28 protein-coding genes are annotated in these 26,731 nt (G+C 38.3%); 7 read left to right on the plus strand and 21 right to left on the minus strand.

Features of this window, described 5'->3' with window-relative positions; all coding sequences use genetic code 11:
• Positions 1-60: 60 nt before the first annotated feature.
• Complete coding sequence (locus ACXYSM_RS03790) at positions 61-1,731, minus strand: formate--tetrahydrofolate ligase (protein ID WP_458634418.1); 1,671 nt, start codon at positions 1,729-1,731, stop codon at positions 61-63.
• A gap of 233 nt (positions 1,732-1,964) precedes the next feature.
• Here ACXYSM_RS03790 and coaB point away from each other — a divergent pair, with 233 nt between their 5' ends.
• The 3 genes from coaB to ACXYSM_RS03805 are packed head-to-tail and all read left to right on the plus strand — an operon-like array spanning position 1,965 to position 3,764.
• Positions 1,965-2,651, plus strand: a complete 687-nt coding sequence (gene coaB / locus ACXYSM_RS03795) for a phosphopantothenate--cysteine ligase (RefSeq protein ID WP_458634419.1) — start codon at positions 1,965-1,967, stop codon at positions 2,649-2,651.
• 14 nt (positions 2,652-2,665) lie between these two features.
• Positions 2,666-3,217 carry a phosphopantothenoylcysteine decarboxylase gene (coaC, locus tag ACXYSM_RS03800; RefSeq protein WP_458634420.1) on the plus strand — a complete coding sequence of 184 codons (552 nt, stop codon included), beginning with the start codon at positions 2,666-2,668 and terminating at the stop codon, positions 3,215-3,217.
• On the plus strand, positions 3,201-3,764 hold the full coding sequence (locus tag ACXYSM_RS03805; protein ID WP_049496359.1) for an ECF transporter S component: 564 nt from the start codon (positions 3,201-3,203) through the stop codon (positions 3,762-3,764). The genes coaC and ACXYSM_RS03805 overlap by 17 nt, the downstream gene beginning before the upstream one ends.
• A gap of 33 nt (positions 3,765-3,797) precedes the next feature.
• Here ACXYSM_RS03805 and udk read toward each other — a convergent pair whose 3' ends face one another.
• The 3 genes from udk to ACXYSM_RS03820 all read right to left on the minus strand — a co-directional run bounded on the left by udk (position 3,798) and on the right by ACXYSM_RS03820 (position 6,558).
• The gene (udk, locus tag ACXYSM_RS03810) at positions 3,798-4,436 is read right to left on the minus strand and encodes a uridine kinase (RefSeq protein WP_004253618.1); all 639 of its coding nucleotides are present in this window, start codon (positions 4,434-4,436) and stop codon (positions 3,798-3,800) included.
• Positions 4,437-4,556: 120 nt separating this feature from the next.
• Positions 4,557-6,290, minus strand: a complete 1,734-nt coding sequence (gene ptsP, locus ACXYSM_RS03815; RefSeq protein ID WP_458634421.1) for a phosphoenolpyruvate--protein phosphotransferase — start codon at positions 6,288-6,290, stop codon at positions 4,557-4,559.
• A gap of 4 nt (positions 6,291-6,294) precedes the next feature.
• The gene (locus tag ACXYSM_RS03820) at positions 6,295-6,558 is read right to left on the minus strand and encodes a phosphocarrier protein HPr (RefSeq protein WP_000146952.1); all 264 of its coding nucleotides are present in this window, start codon (positions 6,556-6,558) and stop codon (positions 6,295-6,297) included.
• Between the two features lie 361 nt (positions 6,559-6,919).
• On the opposite strand from ACXYSM_RS03820, the gene nrdH reads away from it, so the two are divergent.
• From nrdH to ACXYSM_RS03840, 4 genes are all read left to right on the plus strand, one after another.
• The gene (gene nrdH, locus ACXYSM_RS03825) at positions 6,920-7,138 is read left to right on the plus strand and encodes a glutaredoxin-like protein NrdH (protein ID WP_006145603.1); all 219 of its coding nucleotides are present in this window, start codon (positions 6,920-6,922) and stop codon (positions 7,136-7,138) included.
• Between the two features lie 69 nt (positions 7,139-7,207).
• A complete protein-coding gene (gene nrdE / locus ACXYSM_RS03830; RefSeq protein WP_458634422.1) occupies positions 7,208-9,367 on the plus strand; it encodes a class 1b ribonucleoside-diphosphate reductase subunit alpha in 2,160 nt (719 codons plus the stop codon).
• Between the two features lie 137 nt (positions 9,368-9,504).
• On the plus strand, positions 9,505-10,467 hold the full coding sequence (nrdF, locus tag ACXYSM_RS03835) for a class 1b ribonucleoside-diphosphate reductase subunit beta (RefSeq protein WP_458634423.1): 963 nt from the start codon (positions 9,505-9,507) through the stop codon (positions 10,465-10,467).
• Positions 10,468-10,593: 126 nt separating this feature from the next.
• Positions 10,594-11,361 (plus strand): DeoR/GlpR family DNA-binding transcription regulator, encoded by a 768-nt coding sequence (locus ACXYSM_RS03840; protein ID WP_458634424.1) that lies wholly within the window; start codon positions 10,594-10,596, stop codon positions 11,359-11,361.
• A 56-nt stretch (positions 11,362-11,417) separates the two neighbouring features.
• On the opposite strand, the gene lacD is transcribed toward ACXYSM_RS03840, so the two are convergent.
• The 17 genes from lacD to xseA all read right to left on the minus strand — a co-directional run bounded on the left by lacD (position 11,418) and on the right by xseA (position 26,719).
• Positions 11,418-12,398 carry a tagatose-bisphosphate aldolase gene (gene lacD, locus ACXYSM_RS03845; protein WP_458634425.1) on the minus strand — a complete coding sequence of 327 codons (981 nt, stop codon included), beginning with the start codon at positions 12,396-12,398 and terminating at the stop codon, positions 11,418-11,420.
• A gap of 1 nt (position 12,399) precedes the next feature.
• The gene (locus tag ACXYSM_RS03850; protein WP_006152191.1) at positions 12,400-13,329 is read right to left on the minus strand and encodes a tagatose-6-phosphate kinase; all 930 of its coding nucleotides are present in this window, start codon (positions 13,327-13,329) and stop codon (positions 12,400-12,402) included.
• 10 nt (positions 13,330-13,339) lie between these two features.
• Positions 13,340-13,855: a galactose-6-phosphate isomerase subunit LacB gene (gene lacB / locus ACXYSM_RS03855; protein WP_036757536.1), complete on the minus strand. Its 516-nt coding sequence runs from the start codon at positions 13,853-13,855 to the stop codon at positions 13,340-13,342.
• 29 nt (positions 13,856-13,884) lie between these two features.
• Positions 13,885-14,310: a galactose-6-phosphate isomerase subunit LacA gene (gene lacA, locus ACXYSM_RS03860; protein ID WP_006151484.1), complete on the minus strand. Its 426-nt coding sequence runs from the start codon at positions 14,308-14,310 to the stop codon at positions 13,885-13,887.
• Between the two features lie 263 nt (positions 14,311-14,573).
• The gene (locus ACXYSM_RS03865; protein WP_458634426.1) at positions 14,574-15,467 is read right to left on the minus strand and encodes an aldose 1-epimerase family protein; all 894 of its coding nucleotides are present in this window, start codon (positions 15,465-15,467) and stop codon (positions 14,574-14,576) included.
• 95 nt (positions 15,468-15,562) lie between these two features.
• Positions 15,563-17,038, minus strand: a complete 1,476-nt coding sequence (locus tag ACXYSM_RS03870; protein WP_223332987.1) for a PTS galactitol transporter subunit IIC — start codon at positions 17,036-17,038, stop codon at positions 15,563-15,565.
• A gap of 44 nt (positions 17,039-17,082) precedes the next feature.
• A complete protein-coding gene (locus ACXYSM_RS03875; protein WP_006148587.1) occupies positions 17,083-17,388 on the minus strand; it encodes a PTS sugar transporter subunit IIB in 306 nt (101 codons plus the stop codon).
• A 40-nt stretch (positions 17,389-17,428) separates the two neighbouring features.
• Positions 17,429-17,905, minus strand: coding sequence for a PTS sugar transporter subunit IIA (locus ACXYSM_RS03880; RefSeq protein WP_458634427.1), 477 nt, complete (start codon positions 17,903-17,905; stop codon positions 17,429-17,431).
• A 186-nt stretch (positions 17,906-18,091) separates the two neighbouring features.
• Positions 18,092-18,703 (minus strand): hypothetical protein, encoded by a 612-nt coding sequence (locus ACXYSM_RS03885; RefSeq protein ID WP_458634428.1) that lies wholly within the window; start codon positions 18,701-18,703, stop codon positions 18,092-18,094.
• A gap of 73 nt (positions 18,704-18,776) precedes the next feature.
• The gene (lepA, locus tag ACXYSM_RS03890) at positions 18,777-20,600 is read right to left on the minus strand and encodes a translation elongation factor 4 (RefSeq protein WP_458634429.1); all 1,824 of its coding nucleotides are present in this window, start codon (positions 20,598-20,600) and stop codon (positions 18,777-18,779) included.
• Between the two features lie 81 nt (positions 20,601-20,681).
• The gene (locus ACXYSM_RS03895; RefSeq protein WP_458634430.1) at positions 20,682-21,410 is read right to left on the minus strand and encodes a metallophosphoesterase family protein; all 729 of its coding nucleotides are present in this window, start codon (positions 21,408-21,410) and stop codon (positions 20,682-20,684) included.
• The gene (recN, locus tag ACXYSM_RS03900; protein ID WP_458634431.1) at positions 21,411-23,078 is read right to left on the minus strand and encodes a DNA repair protein RecN; all 1,668 of its coding nucleotides are present in this window, start codon (positions 23,076-23,078) and stop codon (positions 21,411-21,413) included. It lies immediately after the preceding gene.
• 6 nt (positions 23,079-23,084) lie between these two features.
• Positions 23,085-23,516 carry an arginine repressor gene (locus tag ACXYSM_RS03905; protein ID WP_004253525.1) on the minus strand — a complete coding sequence of 144 codons (432 nt, stop codon included), beginning with the start codon at positions 23,514-23,516 and terminating at the stop codon, positions 23,085-23,087.
• Positions 23,509-24,324, minus strand: a complete 816-nt coding sequence (locus ACXYSM_RS03910) for a TlyA family RNA methyltransferase (RefSeq protein ID WP_458634432.1) — start codon at positions 24,322-24,324, stop codon at positions 23,509-23,511. The genes ACXYSM_RS03905 and ACXYSM_RS03910 overlap by 8 nt, the downstream gene beginning before the upstream one ends.
• Positions 24,317-25,192, minus strand: coding sequence for a polyprenyl synthetase family protein (locus ACXYSM_RS03915; protein WP_004253519.1), 876 nt, complete (start codon positions 25,190-25,192; stop codon positions 24,317-24,319). Before ACXYSM_RS03915 ends, ACXYSM_RS03910 begins: the two co-directional genes overlap by 8 nt.
• The gene (locus tag ACXYSM_RS03920) at positions 25,189-25,401 is read right to left on the minus strand and encodes an exodeoxyribonuclease VII small subunit (protein WP_458634433.1); all 213 of its coding nucleotides are present in this window, start codon (positions 25,399-25,401) and stop codon (positions 25,189-25,191) included. The genes ACXYSM_RS03915 and ACXYSM_RS03920 overlap by 4 nt, the downstream gene beginning before the upstream one ends.
• On the minus strand, positions 25,379-26,719 hold the full coding sequence (gene xseA, locus ACXYSM_RS03925) for an exodeoxyribonuclease VII large subunit (RefSeq protein ID WP_458634434.1): 1,341 nt from the start codon (positions 26,717-26,719) through the stop codon (positions 25,379-25,381). Before xseA ends, ACXYSM_RS03920 begins: the two co-directional genes overlap by 23 nt.
• Positions 26,720-26,731: the final 12 nt, after the last annotated feature.

A 26,731-nucleotide genomic window follows, 5' to 3' on the forward strand; every position in this document is an offset into this window, starting at 1 on the left:
TAGGAGTTTTTTGTAGTTAAAAAGACAACCTTATCAAAGAGGTTGTCTTTTGTTGTTCGATTAGAATAATCCAAGAACAGTTCCATCGCTTTCAACATCCATGTTGAGAGCAGCTGGTCGTTTTGGAAGTCCAGGCATAGTCATAACGTCACCAGTAAGTGCAACGATAAAGCCTGCACCCAGTTTTGGTACCAATTCACGAATAGTAATTTCAAAGTTTTCAGGTGCTCCAAGTGCATTTGGATTATCTGAGAAACTGTATTGAGTTTTCGCCATACAGATCGGTAATTTGTCCCAACCATTTTGTACGATTTGTGCGATTTGAGTTTGAGCTTTCTTCTCGAAGTTTACTTTGCTTCCATGGTAAATTTCCGTAACAATCTTTTCGATTTTTTCTTGAACAGAAAGGTCGTTGTCATAGAGACGTTTGTAGTTTGCCGGGTTTTCGTCGATTGTTTTTACGAGAGTTTCAGCTAGAGCAACTCCTCCTTCAGCTCCATCAGCCCATACGCTAGCCAATTCAACTGGAACTTCAATTGAAGCACATAGTTCTTTCAAAGCTGCAATTTCAGCTTCTGTATCAGAAACAAATTCATTTATAGCAACAACCGCAGGAATACCGAACTTACGGATATTCTCAACGTGGCGTTTCAAGTTTGCAAATCCAGCACGTACTGCTTCCACATTTTCCTCTGTCAGAGCATCTTTAGCAACTCCACCATTCATTTTAAGGGCACGAAGAGTCGCTACAATGACTACTGCACTTGGAGCAGTTGGCAAGTTAGGAGTCTTGATATTCAGGAACTTCTCTGCACCAAGGTCTGCACCAAAGCCAGCTTCTGTTACAGTATAATCAGCTAAGCGAAGAGCTGTTTTTGTCGCCAATACAGAGTTACAACCGTGGGCAATATTTGCAAAAGGACCACCGTGTACGAATGCTGGTGTACCATATATTGTTTGCACAAGGTTTGGTTTGATAGCATCTTTCAAAATCAATGCCAAGGCACCCTCAACCTGTAAATCACCTACTGAAACAGGTGTACGATCATAACGGTAGCCGATAACGATATTAGCTAAACGACGTTTCAAATCTTCAATATCAGTTGCCAAACAAAGGATAGCCATGATCTCTGAAGCAACTGTGATATCAAAACCATCTTCACGTGGAATACCATTAAGTGGACCACCAAGACCAACAGTTACATGACGAAGAGCACGATCATTCAAGTCAACAACACGTTTCCAGAGAATACGACGTTGGTCGATTCCTAGCTCATTTCCTTGGTGTAAGTGATTGTCAATCAAGGCAGAGAGAGTATTGTTTGCAGTTGTAATAGCATGCATATCCCCAGTAAAGTGAAGGTTGATGTCTTCCATTGGTAACACTTGGGCATAACCACCCCCAGCAGCTCCACCTTTAATACCCATAACAGGGCCAAGTGAAGGTTCGCGGATAGCAATCATAGTTTTCTTACCAATCTTGTTCAAAGCATCAGCAAGACCAATGGTAATGGTTGATTTTCCTTCACCTGCTGGCGTTGGGTTGATAGCTGTAACAAGAATCAACTTACCTACTGGATTTGCCTCAACCTCACGAATCTTGTCAAAGCTTAGTTTAGCCTTGTACTTTCCATACAACTCCAAATCATCGTATGAAATACCAAGTTTCTCAACAACATCAACGATCGGTTTTAACTCAATACTCTGTGCAATTTCAATATCTGTTTTCATAAAAAACTCCTCTAGCCTCTAATGTGTTAATTCATTATATCATAAAACAAGATTTTTAACAGTCATTATGATTAGTAACGTTCGTGAATATGGCTAAATAACAGATTTTCGTTATCTCTATTTAATTTTTTATATGCCTTTATAGATTTTAACTATGGATTAACATCCTATTTTCGGCCCTTGTTACATCGCTTTCATTTTACTTAATGCTCATTTTTTTGTACAATAGTTCTATGAAAATTTTAGTTACTTCTGGTGGTACAAGTGAAAAAATTGATCGAGTTCGTTCTATTACCAATCACTCTTCCGGTAAACTTGGAAAAATTATCACCGAGACTCTTCTAAAGGATGGCCATGAAGTTTGTTTGATTACCACTCTTCAGGCAGTTAAGCCAGTTAGTCATCCAAACTTGACCATCATCGAAATTAAAAATACTGCTGATTTGCTGCAAGTCATGAAAGATAAGGTTACGGATTACCAGGTCTTAATCCATTCTATGGCTGTATCAGATTACACTCCTGTCTATATGGCTGGTTTTGATGAGGTTGAAACTAGTCAAGATTTAACAGAGTTTTTAGATAAGAAAAATGAGGAAACAAAAATCTCATCTAAGGAAGACGTTCAGGTTCTATTTCTCAAGAAGAATCCAAAAATCATATCTCTAGTTAAAGAATGGAATCCTAACATTCATCTGATTGGATTTAAATTACTGGTTGATGTCAGCCAGGAACATCTGATTCAAATTGCTCGGGAAAGTCTTGAAAAGAGCCAAGCTGATTTAATTGTCGCAAACGACCTTACTCAGATTAGTAGCGAGCAACATAAGGCTTACTTAGTTGAAAAAAATTCTTTCCAAACTGCTATGAGTAAACATGAAATTGCTGATTTACTCCTCGAGAAAATCAAAAGTTATGACTAAAAGAAAGGAATTTTATGGCCCGTATTACACTCGCTATTACAGGATCTATTGCTGCATACAAGACGGTTGACCTAGTTAGTTCTTTAAAAAAACAGGGGCATTCTGTTACTGTTCTTATGACTCAGTCAGCTACAGAATTCATTCAGCCATTAACTTTACAAGTACTATCACAAAATACTGTACATCTCGATGTCATGCACGAACCTTTTCCAGATCAAGTGAATCACATTCAAATAGGAAAAGAAACAGATTTATTTATCGTAGTTCCTGCGACAGCAAATACAATCGCTAAATTAGCTCACGGTTTTGCTGACAATATGGTGACTGCTACTGCTCTTGCTTTGCCACACTTTGTACCCAAACTATTGGCTCCAGCTATGAACACAAAGATGTATGACCACCCTGCGACCCAAGCTAATCTTAAAACTTTAGAAGATTATAGTTATACTATTATTTCTCCCAAAGATTCTCTACTGGCCTGTGGAGATACAGGTCATGGTGCTCTCGCTAATCTCGAAACTATTTTACAAGAAATAAAGGATAAAATTCATGAACAAACGCTCTAATATTGCTCCAATCGCTATCTTTTTTGCTATTATGATTGTTATTCATTTACTAAGCTCGATTTTATTTAATGTACTTCCCTTTCCAATCAAACCAACCATCGTTCACATTCCAGTAATTATTGCAAGTATTATCTACGGACCAAGAATCGGCGCTACCTTAGGTTTTCTGATGGGAATGCTTAGCTTAACGGTTAATACTCTCACAATCCTGCCAACAAGCTATCTCTTCTCACCTTTTGTACCTAATGGTAACTTCTATTCAGTTGTGATCGCAATTGTTCCTCGTATCTTAATCGGTTTGACCCCTTATTTCGTCTATAAACTACTAAAAGGAAGAGCTGGACTCATCTTTGCAGGTGCACTTGGCTCACTCACGAATACAGTTTTTGTCTTAGGCGGTATCTTCTTTCTCTTTGGTAATGTTTTTGATGGAAATATTCAAAAACTATTAGCGACTGTTATCTCAACAAATTCAATCGCAGAATTAATTATCTCAGCCCTCTTAACACTCGTCATTGTTCCGAGACTTGAAAAAATTAAACAATAAAAACTGTATCAAGAGATACAGTTTTTTTAATTATTACTGGGCTAAACGAGCTTCTTCTAAAATCTTTTCAATCTTTGTTGTCAGTAAATCAATAGCTACAGTATTGGTTACACCTTCAGGTATCACAATATCAGCATAGCGTTTAGTAGGCTCGATAAATTGATGATACATAGGTTTTACGACTCCAAGGTATTGATCAATGACGCTGTCTAAACTACGACCACGTTCTTCCATATCGCGTTTAATACGACGGATGATACGAACATCATCATCAGTGTCCACGAAAATCTTGATATCCATTAAATCACGAAGACGTTTGTCTTCCAAAACCAAAATTCCTTCTACAATAAAGACGTCTTGAGGTTCTTGGCGATAGGTTTTCGAGCTTCTAGTATGCGCAGCATAATCATAGGTAGGAATATCAACAGGACGCCCTGCCAACAATTCCTTAATTTGCGCAATCATCAAGTCAGTATCAAAAGCAAAAGGATGGTCATAATTAGTCTTAATACGCTCCTCAAAGGTTAAATGAGATTGATCTTTATAGTAGGAATCATGCTCAATCATGGCAATTTTTTCGTTGGGAAAATGCGATAAAATTGCTTTAGAAACACTAGTTTTTCCTCCACCAGATCCCCCTGTTACTCCGATAATGATTGGTCTGTTTTGCATAGTTGCCTCCGTATTTTTCCTTTGTCTATTTTACCATATTTTTAGAAAAATTTACAGGTGGACTTTTGAAATCATCGTACAAAAAACCTTGTAGTTTAGTTCTACAAGGTTTTAATGTTTTTAATCAAAGTTAACGTATTCTTTTGAAAGTTCAAGAACTTCTTCCATTGTTGAACATTCAGTAAGAGCTCGGTTAGCGTATTCTTGCATCTTAGCTGTGTCAAGTTTCTTCATCAAGCTACGTGTACGAAGTACTGAAGTAGCAGACATTGAGAACTCATCCAAGCCCATTCCGACAAGAAGTGGAACCGCAGTTTGGTCACCGGCCATTTCACCACACATACCAGCCCATTTACCTTCAGCGTGAGCTGCTTTGATAACATTGTTAATCAAGCGAAGGATTGATGGATTGTATGGTTGGTAAAGATATGAAACTTGTTCGTTCATACGGTCAGCAGCCATTGTGTATTGGATCAAGTCGTTTGTACCAATTGAGAAGAAATCAACTTCTTTAGCAAATTGATCAGCAAGCATAGCTGCAGCAGGAATTTCAATCATGATACCTACTTGGATATCATCTGCAACTGCAACACCTTCAGCAACCAATTTCGCTTTTTCTTCTTCAAGAATAGCTTTTGCAGTACGGAACTCTTTCAATAAAGCAACCATTGGGAACATGATACGCAATTTACCGTGAACAGATGCACGAAGCAAAGCACGTAATTGAGTACGGAACATTTGGTTACCAGTTTCAGAGATAGAGATACGCAAAGCACGGTAACCCAAGAATGGGTTCATTTCTTTAGGAAGATCGAAGTAAGGAAGTTCTTTATCCCCCCCGATATCCATTGTACGAACGACAACAGGTTTACCGTTCATACCTTCAAGAACTGCTTTGTAGGCTTCGTATTGGTCATCTTCTGTTGGGAAGTCTTGAGAGTCCATGTACAAGAATTCTGTACGGTAGAGACCAACAGCTTCAGCACCATTTTCGTTCACACCTTCAACGTCTTTAGGTGTACCGATATTTGCTGCCAATTCAAAGTGTTTACCATCTGCAGTAACAGTTTTAGCATCTTTCAAAAGAGCCCATTCAGCTTTTTGTTTAGCGTAAGCTTCACCAGCTGCTTTGAATTCTGTAATTTGTTCTTCAGTTGGGTTGATAACCACTTCGCCTGAAATACCTGAAACAGCCAAAATGTCGCCGTCTTTTACAAGTTCAGTGATGTTGTTTGTACCCAATACTGCAGCTATTTCAAGTGTACGCGCCATGATAGCTGAGTGGCTTGTACGTCCACCGATGTTGGTTACAAAAGCTTTTACAAAGTTTTTGTCCAATTGAGCAGTATCAGATGGAGTCAAGTCATGTGCAATCACGATTACTTCTTCATTAATAGAAGCTGGGTTTGGTAATTTCTTACCAAGAAGATTTGCCAAAACACGTTTGGTAACGTCGCGAATATCCGCTGCACGTTCTTGCATGTATGGATTGTCTTCCATTCCCTCAAAGATAGTAATAAACATGTCTGTTACTTCTTTAAGACCTGCTTCTGCATTTACTTTCTTAGCGCGGATAGTTTCTTTGATTTGACCGATCAATTCAGGGTCGGCAAGAACCATCAAGTGAGCGTCAAATACTTGTGCCGCTTCTTCTCCAAGCGTACCTACAGCTTTCTCGCGGATAAGAGAAAGCTCGTTTTGAGAAGCTTCAAGAGCAACATCCAAACGAGCCTCTTCTGCATTTGTATCTTCGACTGTAACAGTCTCGAACGATAAATCCGGTTGAACGAGTAGATATGCTTTAGCAACTGCAACACCATCAGATGCTGCGATTCCTTTAAGCATTTCTGTCATATTCTTATGCCAATCCTTCTTTTTCCATTGTTTCTGAGATAGCAGCGATAGCGTCATCAGCGTCTGCACCTTCAGCAGTGATTGTAACGTCAGCACCTTGACCAACACCAAGGCTCATAACACCCATGATAGATTTAAGGTTAACTGATTTACCTTTGTACTCAAGAGTAATATCTGAAGCAAATTTGCTAGCAGTTTGTACCAACAATGTTGCTGGACGTGCGTGAATACCTGTTTCTGCCACTACGTGGAAATCTTTAGAAGCCATAATTTGACTCTCCTTTAAATGTTTTCTTTTTGAGTTATATCTGATAACCCTTACAATTTGGTATTATATCATCTTCTAGGAATTTTTTCAAGTATTTTATGGGATTTCTTCTTTTTCCTTTCAGATAACTTGCTGAAAATCTTCTATTTTCTGTATCAAAATACATCATATAGTTTTTTATAATTTTAACATTTAGAAAACGCTGTTATTTATGGATTTTATTTTTTTACAATCACTATATATTGTGTTTGGATAACTCTCATCTAAAAAAAATCTACAATATTTAGTTTTTCTTCGTTGACAAAGATTTTTTTTCTGATATACTTAAGAAGTAATTAAATTTTGAAGGAGGAGTTACAGAATGGTAACCGTTTATTCTAAAAACAATTGTGTTCAATGTAAAATGACCAAACGATTCTTAGATAGTAACAACATCGCATATCGCGAAATCAATCTTGATGAACAACCTGAATTTATTGAACAAGTTAAAGAGCTAGGCTTCAGCGCTGCTCCTATCATTCAAACACCAACTGAAGTTTTCTCTGGTTTCCAACCAGCAAAACTTAAAAAACTTGCTTAAGTATCAGGATTAAAAGCTTCTATGTCAATCTTAGAAGCCTTTCTTTTGTAATGAATTAAAGGAAATTTTATGGGATTAAAACAACTTGAGGATGTAACTTACTTCCGTCTAAATAATGAAATCAACCGTCCTGTTAATGGACAAATCATGCTCCACAAAGATAAAGAAGCCTTGGACGCTTTCTTTAAAGAAAACGTTGTACCAAATTCTATGGTTTTTGATTCTATCACTGATAAAATTGATTACCTTATTAAGCAAGACTATATCGAAACAGCGTTTATCAAAAAATATCGTCCTGAATTCTTAGAAGAGCTTTATCAATTTATTAAAGACCAAAACTTCCAGTTTAAATCTTTCATGGCAGCATACAAATTTTACAATCAATACGCCTTGAAAACTAACGATGGAGAGTACTATCTTGAGAGCATGGAAGACCGTGTCTTCTTCAACGCTCTTTATTTTGCTGATGGCAATGAAACTATCGCAACTGATATCGCAAATGAAATCATCCACCAGCGATACCAGCCTGCTACACCTTCTTTCTTGAATGCAGGCCGTGCACGTCGTGGTGAATTGGTATCCTGTTTCTTGATTCAGGTAACAGATGATATGAACTCTATCGGACGTTCTATCAACTCAGCTCTTCAGCTTTCACGTATCGGAGGCGGTGTCGGAATTTCCCTCAACAACCTTCGTGAAGCTGGAGCCCCTATCAAAGGATATGAAGGTGCGGCTTCTGGTGTCGTTCCAGTTATGAAGCTTTTCGAAGACAGCTTCTCTTACTCTAACCAATTGGGTCAACGTCAAGGGGCTGGGGTTGTTTACCTTAACGTCTTCCACCCAGACATTATCGCTTTCCTTTCTACTAAGAAAGAAAATGCTGATGAAAAAGTTCGTGTAAAAACTCTCTCGCTTGGTGTTGTGGTACCAGATAAATTCTACGAATTAGCACGTAAGAATGAAGAAATGTACCTATTTAGCCCATATTCTGTAGAAAAAGAGTATGGCGTACCTTTCAACTACATCGATATCACAGAAAAATACGATGAGCTAGTTGCAAATCCAAACATCCGTAAGACAAAAATCAAAGCGCGTGATTTGGAAACCGAAATTTCTAAATTGCAACAAGAATCTGGCTATCCTTATGTAGTCAACATTGATACAGCTAACCGAGCAAATCCTGTCGATGGTAAGATTATCATGAGTAACTTGTGTTCAGAAATTCTTCAAGTCCAAGAGCCAAGTCTTATCAACGATGCGCAAGAATTCCTTCAAATGGGTACTGACGTTTCATGTAACCTTGGTTCAACAAACGTAGTCAACATGATGACTTCACCTGACTTTGGTCGTTCGATCCGAGCTATGGTACGTGCTTTAACTTTCGTTACAGATAGTTCTCACATCGTCGCTGTTCCTACAATCGACCACGGAAACAGCCAAGCTCATACATTTGGACTTGGAGCTATGGGACTTCACAGCTACCTTGCTCAGCAATTGATCGAATATGGATCTCCTGAGTCTGTTGAATTTACAAGCATCTACTTTATGCTTTTGAATTACTGGACTTTGGTAGAATCAAACAATATTGCGCGTGAACGTGGCATTACCTTCCATAACTTTGAGAAATCAGACTACGCAAATGGTACTTATTTCGATAAGTATACGTCTGGTCAATTTGTTCCAAAATCTGATCGTGTTAAAGAGCTTTTTGAAGGTATCTTTATCCCGTCTGCAGCTGATTGGGCTGAACTTCGTGACAAAGTTAAAGCAGATGGACTTTACCACCAAAACCGTCTTGCTGTAGCGCCGAATGGTTCTATCAGCTACATCAATGACGTGTCTGCTTCTATCCACCCAATCACTCAACGTATTGAAGAACGCCAAGAGAAGAAAATTGGTAAGATTTACTATCCTGCTGCAGGATTATCAACTGAAACGATTCCTTACTACACTTCTGCCTATGACATGGATATGCGTAAAGTTATCGATGTCTATGCTGCGGCTACTGAGCACGTAGACCAAGGGCTTTCACTTACTCTCTTCATGCGTAGTGATATCCCAACAGGTCTTTATGAATGGAAGAAAGAGAACAAACAAACAACACGTGACCTATCTATCCTTCGTAACTACGCCTTTAACAAGGGCATTAAGTCTATCTACTACGTTCGTACCTACACAGATGACGGCGGTGAAGTTGGTGCTAACCAATGTGAAAGTTGTGTGATTTAAAATCTCACTAAAATCTTGTTTACAAAGATAGGGTAACATCAAAAAGTCGGAATACCGACTTTTTGTGCGGTAGCCCAATCTTAGAGCGATACAACATTTATCCTTATTTTATTAAAATCAAAAGAAAGAGATTTGTAATGGAAACTTACTACAAAGCCATTAACTGGAATGCCATCGAAGATGTCATCGATAAATCAACATGGGAAAAACTAACAGAACAATTTTGGTTAGATACACGTATTCCCTTATCTAATGACTTGGATGACTGGAGAAAGTTATCAAATAAAGAAAAAGACTTAGTAGGAAAAGTCTTTGGTGGTTTGACACTTTTGGATACCATGCAGTCTGAAACTGGTGTTCAAGCTCTTCGTGCAGATATTCGCACTCCTCACGAAGAAGCTGTTTTTAACAACATTCAATTTATGGAATCTGTCCATGCTAAATCTTATTCTTCTATTTTCTCAACCTTGAATACCAAGTCTGAGATTGAAGAAATCTTTGAATGGACTGATACAAACCCATATCTTCAGAAAAAGGCACAAATCATCAATGAGATTTACCTTAACGGAACACCACTTGAAAAGAAAGTAGCTAGTGTATTTCTTGAAACCTTCCTCTTCTACTCTGGTTTCTTCACTCCGCTCTACTATCTAGGAAATAACAAGTTGGCTAACGTTGCTGAAATCATCAAACTCATCATTCGTGACGAGTCCGTTCACGGAACCTACATTGGTTATAAATTCCAACTTGGATTCAATGAATTACCTGAAGAAGAGCAAGAAAAATTAAAAGAATGGATGTACGACCTTCTTTACACACTTTATGAAAATGAAGAAGGTTATACAGAAAGCCTTTATGATGGTGTTGGTTGGACTGAAGAAGTGAAAACATTCCTTCGCTACAATGCCAATAAAGCTCTTATGAATCTAGGACAAGATCCGCTCTTCCCTGACTCAGCTGACGATGTAAACCCAATTGTTATGAATGGAATTTCAACTGGTACATCTAACCACGACTTCTTCTCTCAAGTTGGTAATGGATATCTGCTTGGTGAAGTTGAGGCGATGCAGGACGATGATTATAACTACGGATTAGATTAAATATAAATAAAAAACATCTGAGTTAAAAACAAACACAGATGTTTTTTGTTTTTGTTTATTTTTGTTCTTTATGTTGATTAGATGTTTAAAATATGATAGAATGATATTAGATATGGGGGTGATTCAATGCTAAAACAAGAAAAACTTGATATGATTTTAGAAATTGTCAATACCAAAGGTACAATCACTGTTAAAGAGATAATGAATCGTTTAGATATTTCAGATATGACTGCTCGGCGTTATCTACAAGAACTAGCTGACAAGGATCTACTTGTTCGAGTTCATGGAGGTGCCGAAAAGCTTCGTTCTGGTTCTTTTTTGGCAAATGAACGCTCTAACGTCGAAAAACAAGGTTTACAAATCGCCGAAAAACAAGAAATTGCTCGTTTTGCTGGCCAATTAGTCGAAGAAAGAGAAACCATCTTTATCGGTCCTGGGACTACTCTCGAGTTCTTTGCTCGTGAACTTCCAATTGATAATATTCGCGTCGTAACAAATAGCCTTCCAGTTTTCATTATTTTGAATGAACGAAAATTGACTGATTTAATTCTAATTGGTGGGAATTATCGAGAAATCACAGGAGCCTTTGTCGGGACCTTAACGCTCCAGGACATTGATAGTCTTCAATTCTCTAAAGCTTTTGTTAGCTGTAATGGAATTAAAGATCAAGCTATTGCTACTTTTAGCGAAGATGAAGGCGAAATTCAAAAACTAGCATTAAAAAATGCCAATAAAAAAATTCTCTTAGCTGACCATAGTAAATTTGATAAGTTCGATTTTTACACTTTCTATAATATTGCTGATATCGATACAATTATTTCAGATTCAAAACTTAGCGAAGAGACCCTAAAAGCTTTGTCCAAACAAACAAATATTATTAAATCAACACCTTAAAAAGCCTCACCATTGGTGAGACTTTTTTTATTTTATAAATGATTTCAATGAAGAACTTACACACGTTCAGTCCATGAAGTAGCTGTTGTTTGAAGAACTTTGTTGAGTTCATCAATGTTTTCAAAACCAGTTGTACGAAGCCATTCGCGAGCTGCTGCTTCACCGTCTTTGATGTAAGCTTCAACTGAACCAGCCCATGTTGCGCGTCCGCAAAGAACACCGTTGAAGTTTGCACCTGATTCATGGGCAAATACAAGAGTTTCTTGGAAGAGCTTAGCAGATACACCTGCACTCAAGTAGATGTATGGCAAGTTAGTAGCTTCGTCTTGAGCTTTGAAGAAGGCTGCTGCTTCTTCACGTGTATGAACGATTTCACCATCGCCAAATCCTTCAACGTATTTCACGTTAACTGGTACTTCCACTTTCAAGACATCGATGTTAAAGCGTGGGTCAGAGAAGACTTTCATCGCACCGATAACCTTGTGTGGTTTTACTTTAGCGTATTCAGCAGAACCTGCGTCAGCAATCTTTTCATCGTAAGCCAAGATTTCAAGGAAGAACGGAATGTCTTCAGCCACACACTCAGACCCAATGCGTTCGATGTAGGCTTGTTTTTGTTGGTTGAGTTCGTCAGAGCTATCTACGTCATAGTAAAGCAAGAACTTAACAGCATCTGCACCTTGTTCCTTGATACGTTTTGCAGACCAAACATCCAAGCAGTCTGGCAAGCGTTTTGTACTTGTTGTATCGTATCCTGTTTTTTCATAAGCAAGGAGAAGACCTGCATTTGGATCAAGAGCTTTTGTAGCTGGAAGTCCGTACTCAGGGTCAAGTAGCATTGATGAAGCATATTTAGTCAATTCATCTGCCACCAATACTTTAAGTTCTTCCATTTGAGCAACTGTTGGCTCTTCTGTTTGGTATTGAGCCATGAGGCGTTTCAAAGCACCGCGTTGATCAAAGGCGAGAGCTGAGATGATACCATTCTCATCAGAGAGTTTTTGCATACAAGCGCGTTTATTTTCTGTTAAAACCATTTTATACCTCTTTTACAATTAATTGGTCATATAGACCTTGATAGTTAGCCATATTCACATGACCGGTCATTTTTTCTTGAGCATTAAGCATACCAAGGACATTTGCCTTGATCAACAGTTCTTGATCCGTTTCTTTATGGAAAAGACCTGAAGCAATACCTGCCACTGTAGAATCGCCAGAACCGACTGGATTTACTACTTGAATTCTTGGAATATCTACTTTGTAGAAAGTGTTACCGTGTTTAGCGAATGCTCCGTTAGCACCTAAGGAAACGATAATCCACTCGATTCCATCAAATAGTGGTTCTTGAAGGACTTCTTTTAATTCATCCAAGTCTTTAGATATTTCTCTTCCCAAAAGTTGAGATAATTCTTCATTATTTGGTTTGATGACTGTTGGTTTATGTGGAGACTCAAGAACTGCTTGAAGTGCAGCTCCTGAACAGTCCAAGACAACAGGTTTACCAGCTTGGTTAGCAAGTTCAACCAGACTAGCATAATAATCCACAGGAAGTCCTGCTGGTAGACTACCTGAAATGGCCACTACCTCTACAGTCTCTAAAAGTTCTTTGAAATGAGCCAAGAAATCTTGACCTTCTTTTTCTTGAACTTCAGGACCTTTTTCTAGGATTTCTGTTTGGTTTTCTCCATGTAGAATTGCGATACAGTTACGGGTTTCACCTTGAATAGAGAAGAAACGTTTGCTTACTTTATCATCAATATTTTCTACTAAAAAATCACCAAGTTTACCACCGACAAGCCCAGTTGCCACTACTGAATCACCGAATTCTGATAGGACACGTGTAACGTTAAGACCTTTACCACCAGCCGTTTTAGTGACATCTACCACACGGTTGACAGTGTCAATTTTCAGTTCATCCAAAGGATAGGAAATATCAATGGATGGGTTCATTGTGACTGTTAAAATCATAAGTCACCTCTTAGTCGTGGTATTCACCACGATCCCATTTTTCAAGGAATTCTGCAAAGAAGTTAGCATCAGTTTGATGATCGTTATGACTTTCAACGTGTTGGATTTTAGCGATCAATTTTTTGTTTTCTTCTGATGGTTTGTATTCAGCGTTGATGAAAGCTTCAATGATATCACACATGAGCAATTCACCAGTGATTTTACCACCAAATCCGATAACATTAGCATTCAATTGTTCTTTTGCATATAGAGCTGTTGTCATATCGCGAACCAAAGCAGAACGAACACCAGGAACCTTGTTAACAGCATTATTAATACCTACACCAGTACCACAAATACACACACCAAGATCAGCTTGGCCACTAACTACTGCTTCACCAACTTTTTTACCAAAGATTGGATAGTGGGTACGAGCGTGGTCATAAGTACCAAAGTCGATGACTTCATGTCCTTTAGATTTCAAAAATTCTGAAACCGCCATTTTTTCATTTGTTACGATGTGGTCACATCCGATTGCAATTCTCATTTTATCTTACCTTTCTTTCAATATCAAAATTAGCACATTTTGTTCAACATGTCGACACGGATTTGGTGACGACCGCCGTCATACTTACCATTTACAAAGCCTTTAGCAATGTTTTTAGCCAATTCATCACCAACAAGTTGAGCACCCATAGTAATCATACGTGAGTTGTTGTGACCGCGAGTCATATAAGCTGAACGTTCATCAGAAACTTCTGCAGCAACCATTCCTTTGATTTTAGTAGCAACCATAAACGGACCTGCACCATAAGCATCAATGACGATACCAAGGTTTTGTTCTTCTTTCTTAACTTCTTCCGCAACTGCTAGAGTTACATCAACAAAGTCTTGACCTTCTGCTGTAACATCCACTACGTGGAAGTTTTCTTTTTCCAAGAAGTTTTTTACAACTTCTTTCAATCTTAAACCTGCAGCATCTGCACCAATAACAATAGCCATATTGTATACTCCTTTTTTATAATAGACCAGTAAAACTTTCTGATTCTAGCCTAAAATAGGCCTTTCTCAAATAGCTACTAGTAGTTTTGTTGACAATAATTTAAATTAAGAACAAATATCTTATTCGTTTCTTAATAAGCTTTCTTCAGAGAAGAGCCAGAACAGTAATCTTGTTAAAATAAACACAAATTGTTCTTTATAAACATAATATACTACTATTAGTTGGAAAAGTCAACAATTTATGTTTGTTTTTGTTTATTTTTTTATAAAATCTCGATATCAAATCCAACCTGATCAAAATCACTAGGTTTAATAATCTTAACATCTTTCTTATCTTCCAGTCTATCTCCTTCTTCTATTGAAGTAGACAAACCTGACCATGGTTCCAAGGCAATAAAAGGCCCTTTATTAAGAGTTGACCATACGATTAAATTTGGAAGCTCTTTAAAATCTAGTTTCAAACCTTTATCATGTTTTCGTGAACGCAAAGCTACTGTGCGAGATTTCAACTCATCTAATGTCACAGCATCATAGCTAAAGAAGTCATAATTCAAGTCTATTTCTTTTTGATTATTTAACCAAGAACTTCTATCTTTGAAATCCAACATGCCTGTTTCTGGGAAAGGTTTTGGAACTGTACATGTTTCTGGCTTTTCAAATTCAAGATAGTAGTCTTCGTACACTTCACCATCTAGTAAGGGACAGTTAAAACCAGGATGCCCACCGATAAAATATGGCATACTCTTTTCTGATTCTTTATTATAGATTTTATACTGAGTACGTATGGTTTTCCCAGTCACTGTATAAGTGATTTCTAAACGAAAATGATAAGGGTAATTTGCATACATTTCTTCATCGTCTTCAATAGCGAATGTAACAGAATTATCTGTTTGTTCCACTAAAGTAAAATCTTTTTTTCGTACTAAGCCATGTCGAGGAATTTTTCCTTTTTTTTGACTACCATCTTCCTTATCATAAAGGACCGTATCATTTCTTACTGAACCACATATTGGGAATAATACAGGCGCTTGTCCACTCCAATAAGTTGGATCCCCCTGCCACAAATACTCTACGCCTTCCTTGTCCTTTATAGAAGAAAGTGCGCCACCAAGTGTTTGAAACTGAACATATAATTGATCTGATTTTAATTCAATCACAAGTCTTACCTCCAATTCTCTAAAAAAACTAGGCTGACTGCTCCATAGTGGAAACTGACAACCTAGTTTTTACAATTTACATTTTTAGGAGCAAATTATTTTGCGTTTGCTGCATATTCTTCGTTACGTTTGATCATTTGTTTTCTGTACCATGCGAAAATACCGATATAGAAAGTAAGGAAGATTACTGCACCAATAATTGCTTTGATATCACCTGTTGTAGTGTTACCAATTGTCCAACCAAGAAGTTTTTCGATTGGTCCTTCAAGTGTTGAGTGAGTGATCAATTGAGTTTGGCTCACACCTTCTGGGAAGGCACCTACACTTTTAGCAAGATCTGTTGCAAATGGTGCGATAAGTGTACCTGAAAGAAGGAAGAGTGGCAACAATAGTGTTCCGAAGATAATCATACGGAGCAATTTACCACGAGTAACTACCAAGAGAGCTGGAGTTACACCCATTGCGATGATACCAGCAAGTGGCAAGATACCATTTCCGACATTTGAAAGAAGCACTGCTTCAATCAACATGATTGGTGCAAGTACGTTGGCACAAGCCCAGATTTCAGCACGACCAGCGATAAATGGCCAGTCAAGTCCGATGTTGAATTTACGTCCTTGAAGACGTTTAGTAGCAACGTTTGTAATACCTTGTGAAAGTGGTTCTACGGCTGCGATGAACCATGAACCGATCAATGAGAAGAGCTCCAAGCAGACACCGGCAGTCAAACCAAGTGACAACCAACCTTTAATAACTAGTTCCCATTTATCAGCACCTTCAACACCAGCAACTGGATGTGGAGTTCCCATCAAACCGATAACGATACCAAGGATGAAACCGATGAAGAATTTAGATCCCCAGAAACCGATTCTCTTATTCAATTTTGCAGCGTCAAAGTCATATTTATCAAGACCTGGGAAGAATTTATCAAAAATCTTATCCAAAACCATGATAACTGGGTTCATCATGTAGTTCATGTGAGTTGAAGTCATTGGTGATGAACTTGGTGCGTTAAGAAGATCATCAAATGTTGGTTTCATCAAGTCAGAGTTGATGATTTTAAGAACCCCTACAAGAACAACTGCTGCAGTCGCGATGAAAAGAGAAACCCCTTGACCAACTCCACTCTTGTCAGCATACCATTTAATCAAAAGACCTGTAATAGACAAGTGCCAGATATCGAAGATATCAACGTCAAGTGTGTCTGTTTTCTTCATTGCAAGCATTACAATGTTGACAATCAACATCACAAGCAAGAAGTAGAGTGTCCAGGCAGAACCCCAAGTGATTGTAGCAAGTGGTGCCCAACCAACGTCGGTGATGTTCAATTGAATACCAGTATTTTCAACGAATTTTGCAAGAGAAGCTGAGAAAGCTCCGTTAAGCATTCCGATGATAGCACCGATACCAGTAAGCGCGATGGCAAGTTTAATACCACCTTCAAGTGCTTTGGAGAATTTCACTCCGAAAAGCAAAGCCAATACTGTCAAAATGATCAGCATGATGATTGGGCCACCCATATCCAAGATTGGCTTGAATACTTTATTGGCCAACTCAATAATGAAATCCATAATTTTTCCTCCCTTTATTTTTATGGAAAATTACAAAATAATAATTAACTTAATCCGTGTTCTTTAATTGCTGCTTCAATATTGTCATAAACTGGAGCACTCATCGCTGGAATACGGAATAAGATAGGTCCAGCTTCTACTACTGGGATACCAGGGTCAAAACCTAAGTCTGTTGCAGCAATTGGTGTGAAGATATCATAACCTTTAATCAAGTCTTCGTTGACATCTTTAACCATAACTGCGTCACACTGTACGTCGTATCCACGGTTAGATAGCTCTTCTTCTAGAGCGCTTTTAATTTGGTGGCTTGAGTTAACACCTGCACCACATGCAGCAAGAATTTTAATCATTTGGATTTCCTCCATTTTTTAGTTTATATTTATTAACAAATTAAGCAGTTGCTTCTGAGATATATTTGAACAAAGCTTCTGGTTCTGTAATCTTAGAAAGTGCTTCTAAATGACCATTACCTGTAAAGAAGTCCATCAATTGAGCAAGAATATTTGTTTGACTCGAACTTGAATTATTGATGATAAAGAAGAGTAATGATACTTCTACTTCCTTGTCAGGAGCAATCATGTTGTGGAATGTTACTGGTTTCGCTAAGCGAACCACAACAACGTTTTCAGTTAAATTATGAATCGTGTCTGTGTGAGGGATTGCTACATTCGGCAAGTCCTTCCCAAGAAATTCCATATCTAAACCTGTTGGGAACATTTTTTCACGTTCAATCAATGCCGATCGATAGGTATCCGTAACAACTTTCTTTTCTTCCAATAGGGTTGCAACTTGATCAAAGAGTTGCTCTTGATTATCTGCTTCTAAACAAAAAACTAAGTCTTTGCTGAAGAAATGATCTAATCCCATGACCTTCTCCCTTCATATTTAACTTTTATGATACAAGTATAACACTATATGAAACCGTTGTCAATATTTTTTTGTTGTATTTTGTTTGATTTTTATTTTTTTTGTTTGATTTTAAACAGCAAATAATTTTAAATAGTTTTGAAAAAAGATAAAAAAAACAGGACATACATCCTGTTTTTTAATCTATTAATTTTTTTTCGTAGTCCAACTTTGTTCAATTAATGGAAGCATATCCTTCAACACTTCAGGTGTTCCTTCTAGAGAAACGTATCTAAACTTACCATCGTCTGATTTAAAGATCCAGATCACTAGATATTTACCATTTTTAGCAATACAGTTTACGACATAGGCGTCATAACCACCAATTTTTGACTTAGATCCCCAAACTTTAGAGAAATCCTCGCTTTGTTGTTTAGTTTGATAAACACTAGTAGAGACTTGAACAGCATCAAGAGCAGCATATTCACTTTCACTAACACCAAGGTGCTCTGGTTTAAAAGTATTTAGGGTTACGATATTGATGTCCGTTCCATCACAGTACTGAATATCATCACCACCCTCAACTTCTGTAAAATGAATCCATGATTTTGGCACTTTTACGTAGCCATAAGCATCTGACCCAATTACCTGTGTATCTTTAATTGTTGATTCGGCTACAGTTGTTGTTTCTTGAGCTGTGGTAGTTTCCTGGACTGTTGTTGTATCTGAGGCTACTTCTTTTTTAGATTTTGAAGTATTACAAGCAGCGAGACAAAGGCAACACACTAAAAGTGTAGATAAGCTGACGATTTTTTTCATAATCCTTCTCCTTTCACTTCTATTCTAATGAATGAAAAGATAAGTGTCAAAAGATAACTGTATTAGGAATCAATTATTCTTCATCCATACTCAAGACACTTAGGAAGGCTTCTTGAGGAACTTCTACTGATCCGATAGCTTTCATACGCTTTTTACCAGCCTTTTGTTTTTCAAGAAGTTTACGTTTACGCGAAACATCTCCTCCATAACATTTGGCAAGAACGTTTTTACGAAGAGCTTTGATATCTGTACGAGCTACAATCTTGTGTCCAATAGCTGCTTGGATTGGAACTTCAAACTGTTGACGTGGAATGATTTTCTTGAGTTTATCAACGATGAGTTTCCCACGTTCATAGGCAAAGTCCTTGTGAACGATAAAGCTGAGTGCATCAACCTTGTCTCCATTAAGAAGGATATCCATTTTAACCAGTTTAGATGGACGATACTCTGACAGTTCATAGTCAAAGCTTGCATAGCCACGTGTTGAAGATTTGAGCTTGTCAAAGAAATCAAAGACAATTTCAGCAAGTGGAATTTGATAGATAACATTGACACGATTATCATCAATATAGTCCATCGTCACAAAGTCACCACGTTTGCGCTGAGCTAGTTCCATAACAGCTCCTACAAATTCCTGTGGTACCATGATTTGTGCTTTAACATAAGGTTCTTCAATAGTTGCAATTTTAGTAGGATCAGGAAACTCGGATGGATTCGATACATCCATAGACACACCATCAGTCTGATTGACCTTGTATATAACGGATGGAGCAGTCATGATCAAGTCAATGTTGAACTCACGTTCCAAACGTTCCTGAATAACATCCATATGAAGGAGACCCAAAAATCCACAACGGAAACCGAATCCAAGAGCTTGCGATGTTTCGGGTTCAAACTGAAGACTAGCATCGTTCAACTGCAATTTTTCAAGGGCTTCACGAAGGTCATTGTATTTATTTGACTCGATTGGATAAAGACCTGCGAAAACCATCGGATTCATCTGCTTATATCCAGATAGGGGTTCTGAAGCAGGGTTCGCCGCCAAGGTAACTGTATCACCGACACGAGTGTCTTGAACAGTCTTGATAGATGCTGCAATATAACCAACGTCACCTGTCGCAAGGAAGTCACGTCCTACTGCTTTGGGTGTGAAGATTCCGACCTCAGTAACATCAAAGGTTTTACCATTGCTCATGAGCTGAATCTTATCACCAGGCTTAACAACTCCATCCATGACACGAACTTGGAGGATAACGCCACGATAAGCATCGTAAACTGAGTCAAAAATCAAAGCTTTTAGTGGTGCTGATACATCACCAGTTGGTGCTGGAACTTTTTCTACAATTTGCTCTAAAATATCTTCAATTCCAATCCCAGCTTTTGCTGAAGCTAATACAGCCTCACTAGCATCTAGACCGATGACATCTTCAATTTCTGTACGCACGCGCTCTGGATCTGCAGCAGGCAAGTCAATCTTGTTAATAACTGGAAGGATCTCCAAATCATTATCTAAGGCAAGGTAAACGTTAGCTAATGTTTGAGCCTCAATCCCTTGGGCAGCATCGACAACCAAAATGGCTCCCTCACATGCAGCTAGAGAACGTGATACCTCATAAGTGAAGTCCACGTGTCCTGGTGTGTCAATCAGGTGGAAAATATAGGTTTCACCGTCTTTGGCAGTATAATTAAGCTCGATGGCATTCAGTTTGATAGTAATCCCACGTTCTCTCTCTAGATCCATACTATCAAGAAGCTGAGCTTGCATTTCACGACTAGAAACCGTCTCTGTAGCCTCCAAAATACGGTCCGCCAATGTTGACTTCCCGTGGTCAATGTGAGCGATAATGGAAAAGTTTCGGATCTTCTCCTGACGTTTTTTCAATTCTTCTAAATTCAAGATTCTCTTCCTTTCAGGGTATCTATTAATTATAAATTGTTTTTATGTTTTTGACAAGACCATAATACCCTGTAGAGAGTATTAATCTTCAGCAACAAAGCCGTCGTTTTCAATGAAATAGTGGTCTGTCATACCTTGGTCTGTAAAGACAATTCCATGAAGGACACCACCATAGACAGCTCCTCCATCCATTCCGATTTTTCCATCTTCTGTCATCCAAAGTTCTGCAGTTCCTGGTTTTTGTTCCAAAAGTCCGTAGACTGGCGTATGACCAAAGACAATTGTTTTTCCTGTGTGATTAGGCGCCTCGTGGAATGGTTTTCTGAGCCAGACTTTCTTGTAGTCTGTTGTTTCGTGCCAGTCGTCCAAGGTTAAATCAATTCCAGCATGAACAAAGATATACTTTTCAGTTTCAATTACAAAAGGCATCTGACGGATAAAAGCAACCAAGTCTGCTGCTTCCGTTTCAACACGCTTTGCATCTTCGACACCATCTACTGGTGCATCTAGCGGGCGACCTAAAATAGAATTAATGGTTGTATCCCCGCCATTCCTACGGTAATGATCATAACTTTCTTCAGGATTATCCAACCAGGTTAAAAACATGTACTCGTGATTTCCTGAAATGCAAATCGCTCCATGATTTTCAACCAAGTCCTTGACCATTTCAAGAACACGACGACTATCTTCCCCTCTATCGATTAAATCACCAAGAAATAGTAATTGGGTTTTGCCATCCCATGTTTTAAGAAGGTCTTCAAGCATTCCTGCTTTTCCGTGAACATCTCCAATTACATAATAGTCTGTCATTTATTTCTCCTTACTTTGCAATAATTCTCTAGCCTGTGTAAGAGCGGCATCTGTCACATTCTCCCCTGCCAACATCTTGGCAACTTCCTCTACGCGTTCTTCTAAAGTCAAGAGACGAACAGTAGACACAGTCGAATGCTCATCACTAATCTTTTCAATAAAGAACTGATAATCTGCGATAGCAATGACTTGTGGTAGATGGGATATCGCTAATACTTGGCCATGCTGACCAATTTTATGAATTTTTTGAGCAATGGCTTGAGCCACACGACCTGAAACTCCAGTGTCTACTTCATCAAATACAATGCTGGTCTTACCTTCCTTACGAGAAAAAGCAGACTTGATCGCCAACATGAGGCGAGACAACTCACCACCAGATGCTACTTTCACTAATGGTTTAAAGTCTTCACCAGGGTTGGTGGAGATGTAAAATTCAACACTTTCATTTCCTTCACGAGTAAACTTAGCTTTAGTAAATTGAACCTGAAATCGAGCCTTATCCATATAAAGGTCTTTAAGTTCTTGCTGAATCTCAATTTCCAATTGTTGAGCTAAGTTATGTCGAGCAGATGCAAGCTTAGTTGCTAAGTCAACTAGACTTACTTCCAATTTTTTGAGTTCTACTTCCATATCATCTGAAGATAAATGATTGCCAGTCAGAAGGTTGTATTCTTCTGTGATTTTAGCAAAGTACATCAAGACATCGTCAACATTCCCACCATACTTACGTGTAATGGCGTGAATGAGATCTAAACGGCTTTCAATCTGCATTAGACGATTACCATCGAAATCAAGACTTTCAATAATATCCTCTAAACGTTTAGTAACATCTTCTAGAACATAATAAGATTCAGATAAGGAAGTAGAAATTTCACGATATTCTACATCATAGTCTTCTAAACTTTCCATATCATTCATAGCTGAACGCACGTTAGCTAGACTTGAAAATTCTTCATTATCTAACATTGTATAAGCATTAGTCAACGTATCAGCAATATTTTTATGATTTAGAAGTTTATCTCGTTCTTGGTTTAGTTTGAGGTCTTCACCTGGCTGTAAGGACGCAGATTCAATTTCAGCCATCTGAAATTCCAGCATTTCAATACGAGCCTTGTGCTCTTCTTGATTTTTCTTAATCTCAAGAAGTTGCTTGCGCATTTTACGATAAGCATCAAAGTTTGTCTGGTAGGCTTGCTTCAGTTCCAGAAAATCTGCATCACCAAACCCATCAAGCATCTGAATATGCAATTGGGGACGCATTAACTCTTCTTGATCATGTTGGCCATGGATATCAACAAGATACTGTCCAATTGAGCGAAGAACAGATAGATTAACCATCTGTCCATTGACACGACTAACACTACGCCCGTTTTGTAAAATTTCACGACGGATGATGATTTCATCACCTAGCTCTATTCCTTGCTCATCAAAAATCATTTGCAAAGCATGACTGTTTTCAACCGAGAAAAGACCTTCGATTTCAGCCTTAGGAGCACCATGACGAATAACGTCCGTTGTGGCTCTGGCTCCCAGCATCATATTCATAGCATCGATGATGATAGACTTCCCAGCACCGGTTTCCCCAGTCAGAACTGTCATTCCCTTCTCAAAATTAAGTGAAATAGCCTCAATGATGGCAAAGTTTTTTATTGAAATTTCAAGTAACATAAGGTCCTACCACTTTTTAACTTGTTCAACAATCTCTACAGCTGCTTCTTCAGTTCGCGCTACAATTAAAATTGAGTTATCATCTGCTAAACAGCTAAAAATCATATCCGAAAATGTTTGAGTCAATTGACTTTTTACAAAAATTGTATTCCCAGGAATAACATCTAAGTTGATAAGATTACCCATTCTTTCAAAACTTTCGATATTGTTCTCAGCTAACTGTAAACTTTTAACTACTGACTTTGGTAATTCATAGACATATGTATTGTCTTTCAAAGGAATTTTTACAATCCCTAATTCTTTGATATCACGTGAAACAGTTGCTTGAGTAGCAGAGATGCCTGCTTCTCTCAAGTGTTCAACGATTTCTTCTTGAGTGCCGATTTGATAGTCAGTCACAAATCTTCTAATCTTTTCAAGTCTTTCTTTTTTATTCATCTTTAAACTCTCTATGTGCTTTTTCTACTACTTTTTCTATTTCAGAAACTACTTGGTTGCTTGCATGTTCTTCTTTACGTAAATAAGCAAGAAACTCAATATTCCCATGTCCACCTTGAATAGGAGAGAAATCCAATCCTAAGACTGAGAATCCTTCATCAACTGCCATTTTAGTAACTGATTCTAAAACATTTTGGTGAACTTTGGCATCTCTGATAATTCCATTTTTACCAATCTGTTCTCGTCCTGCTTCAAACTGTGGTTTTATAAGTGCGACGACTTGTCCTTGATTTGCCAATATTCTATGTAGAGGCGGTAAAATGAGACTCAAAGAAATAAAACTCACATCAATACTTGCAAAACTTGGCTCTTCTTCAAAGTCATTTTTTTCAGCATAACGAAAGTTAAATTGCTCCATGCTGATAACACGTGAATCTTGGCGTAATTTCCAGGCTAGCTGATTGGTACCAACATCAACGGCATAAACCAGTTTTGCACCATTTTGAAGCATGACATCCGTAAAGCCTCCTGTTGAAGCGCCAATATCAATGGTCGTTTTGCCTTCAACCGATATATCAAATTTTTCTAAAGCTTTCTCAAGTTTCAAGCCGCCTCGACTGACATACTTAAGTTTCTCACCCTTGAGTTTTAATTCAGTATCATCAGGAATTTTTTCTCCTGGTTTATCAAAACGCTCACCATTAAGGACTGCAATCACTAATCCAGCCATTACGCCCCGCTTAGCCTGTTCTCTTGTTTCAAATAAACCTTGTTTGTAGGCAAGTACATCTACTCTTTCCTTAGGCATTGATTCTCAAACTTTCTACTATTTTTACAATTGGTTCTTTATCAAAGTCGACTAATTGGCTAATCACGTCTAATTTTTCATTAGCCTGATCCAAAGTTCGGTTACAAAAAACTTTTGCCTCGTCCAAACCTAACAAAGCAGGATAGGTTGATTTCTCAGCTTGCAAATCTTTTTGTGGTGTTTTACCAATTTCCTCAAAACTAGCAGTAACATCAAGGATATCATCTCTCACTTGAAAAGCAAGCCCAATCAACTCTCCAACTGTTTTCAACTGTTTTTGAAGATTTTCATCCAATCCTGCAATAACTCCTGCCGCTTGAAAAGGGAAGGCTAAGAGTTTACCAGTTTTATTGGCATGGATGGTCTGAAGTTCTTCTAGGTTTAAATGTTTACCTTCACCTTCCATATCCAAAACTTGGCCAGCGACCATCCCCATACTTCCAGAAGAAAGGGACAAAGAAGCTATTAAGTCTACCTTAATTTCGTTTGGCAAGTCTGCTTGTGCTATCAAAGCATAAGGATCTAAAAAGAGGGCATCTCCTGCTAAAATTGCTAGTGCTTCACCAAACTTCTTATGGTTGGTTAAACGCCCACGACGAAAATCATCATCATCCATAGCAGGAAGATCATCATGAATTAAGCTTCCTGTGTGAATCATCTCAAGCGCTGCTGCAACCTGGGCATGAGCTATAGTGATTGGCACCTGCAAAGACTCCAAAACTTCTAAAAGTAGATAAGGACGAATTCGTTTACCGCCTGCATGAATAGAATAGAGAACAGCTTCTCTGAGATTAGCAGCTAATTGCTGGTCTCCATAAAACTCCTCAAGAGCTGACTCAACCAAAGCTAATTTTTCTTGCTTGTTCATAGAAGTTCGCTTTCTGTTCCATCTTCTTGCATGACTTTAACCAAGGTCTTTTCTGCTTTATCAAGTGTTGCTTGCAATTCTTTTGAAAGAACCATTCCTTTTTGAAATGCAGTAATAGCATCTTCTAAAGCAATTTCACCATTTTCTAAACTCTGAACAATAGTCTCAAGCTCTGATAAATTATCTTCAAATTTCTTCTGTTTTGACATCTTTAACCTCTAAATCTACTTGACCATCTCGCATCATCAACATCACCTGGTCATTTTTTTTCAAATCATTTGCTGAAGATACCACGGTATCCTCTTTTTTAACAATCGCATAACCCCTTGCTACGATACGACTCGTATCTAACATGAGTAGAGCTTCTGACAAGCGTTTTACTTCAGCAACCTTGGCATCATAGATCACAGCCATCTGGCTACGCATTAATTTTTGTAACTGTTGAATACGGTCTTGGTAGCGCTGAATCTTGACATTTGGCGATAATTGCTCCAAACGGTGAATTTGAGCTTGAACCTTCTGTTGATTTCTAACTAACTCACCATTCAATCCCTGCTTTAGTCGAAGAACTAACTGATCCAAGCGTTGCAGATATCCATCATATAAACGCTCTGGTTGCCTGAAAATGACTGATTGACTAAGCCCTCTCAAGGCTTCTTTTTTCTTTGATAAAGTATTTTGTACGGCAGTAGCCATTCGTTTCTCTTGATTTTTAAGGTAGGTCAGTAGATCTAACTTAGTCACAGGAGTAGCTAACTCTGCTGCAGCAGTTGGTGTTGCTGCTCTCTTGTCGGCAACAAAATCAGCCAAGGTTACATCTGTTTCGTGGCCCACACTTGAAATAATCGGTAAACGAGATTCAAAGATAGAACGCACTACAATCTCTTCGTTAAAAGCCCAAAGATCCTCAATTGATCCACCACCACGACCAATGATAAGAACATCCAAGTCTTCTCGTTCATTAGCTTTAGCAATGTTACGGGCAATTTCCTCTGCCGCTCCTTCGCCTTGAACCTTGGTAGGATATAAAACAATCTCTACCCCTGGGAAACGTCTGCTTACGGTTGTAATGATATCCTGTATAACAGCACCACTACGACTAGTCACAACACCGATGCGTTTTGCAAACTGAGGGATTGCTTGTTTAAAGCGTTCTTGAAAAAGGCCTTCTTCTGATAATTTCTTTTTTAATTGTTCGAACTGGATTGCAAGAGCCCCTAAACCATCAGGCTCTGCCTTTTCAATGATGATAGAGTAGCTCCCACTTGGTTCATAGACTTGGACACGACCGATAACATTGATCTTCATCCCTTCTTCCAAATCAAAACCTAGTTTCTGATAAATACCTGACCAAATAGTCGCTTGGATAACAGCTCGATCATCTTTTAGAGAAAAATATTGATGAGTTGGACGCTTGCGAAAGTTAGAAACCTGACCAGTTAAATAGACCCTCTCCAAGTATGGGTCTTTATCGAATTTCATTTTCAGATACTTAGTCAAAGTTGTTACCGACAAATACTTTTCCATCTCAACCTCCTT

It is taken from the genome of Streptococcus sp. V940, assembly GCF_054353495.1.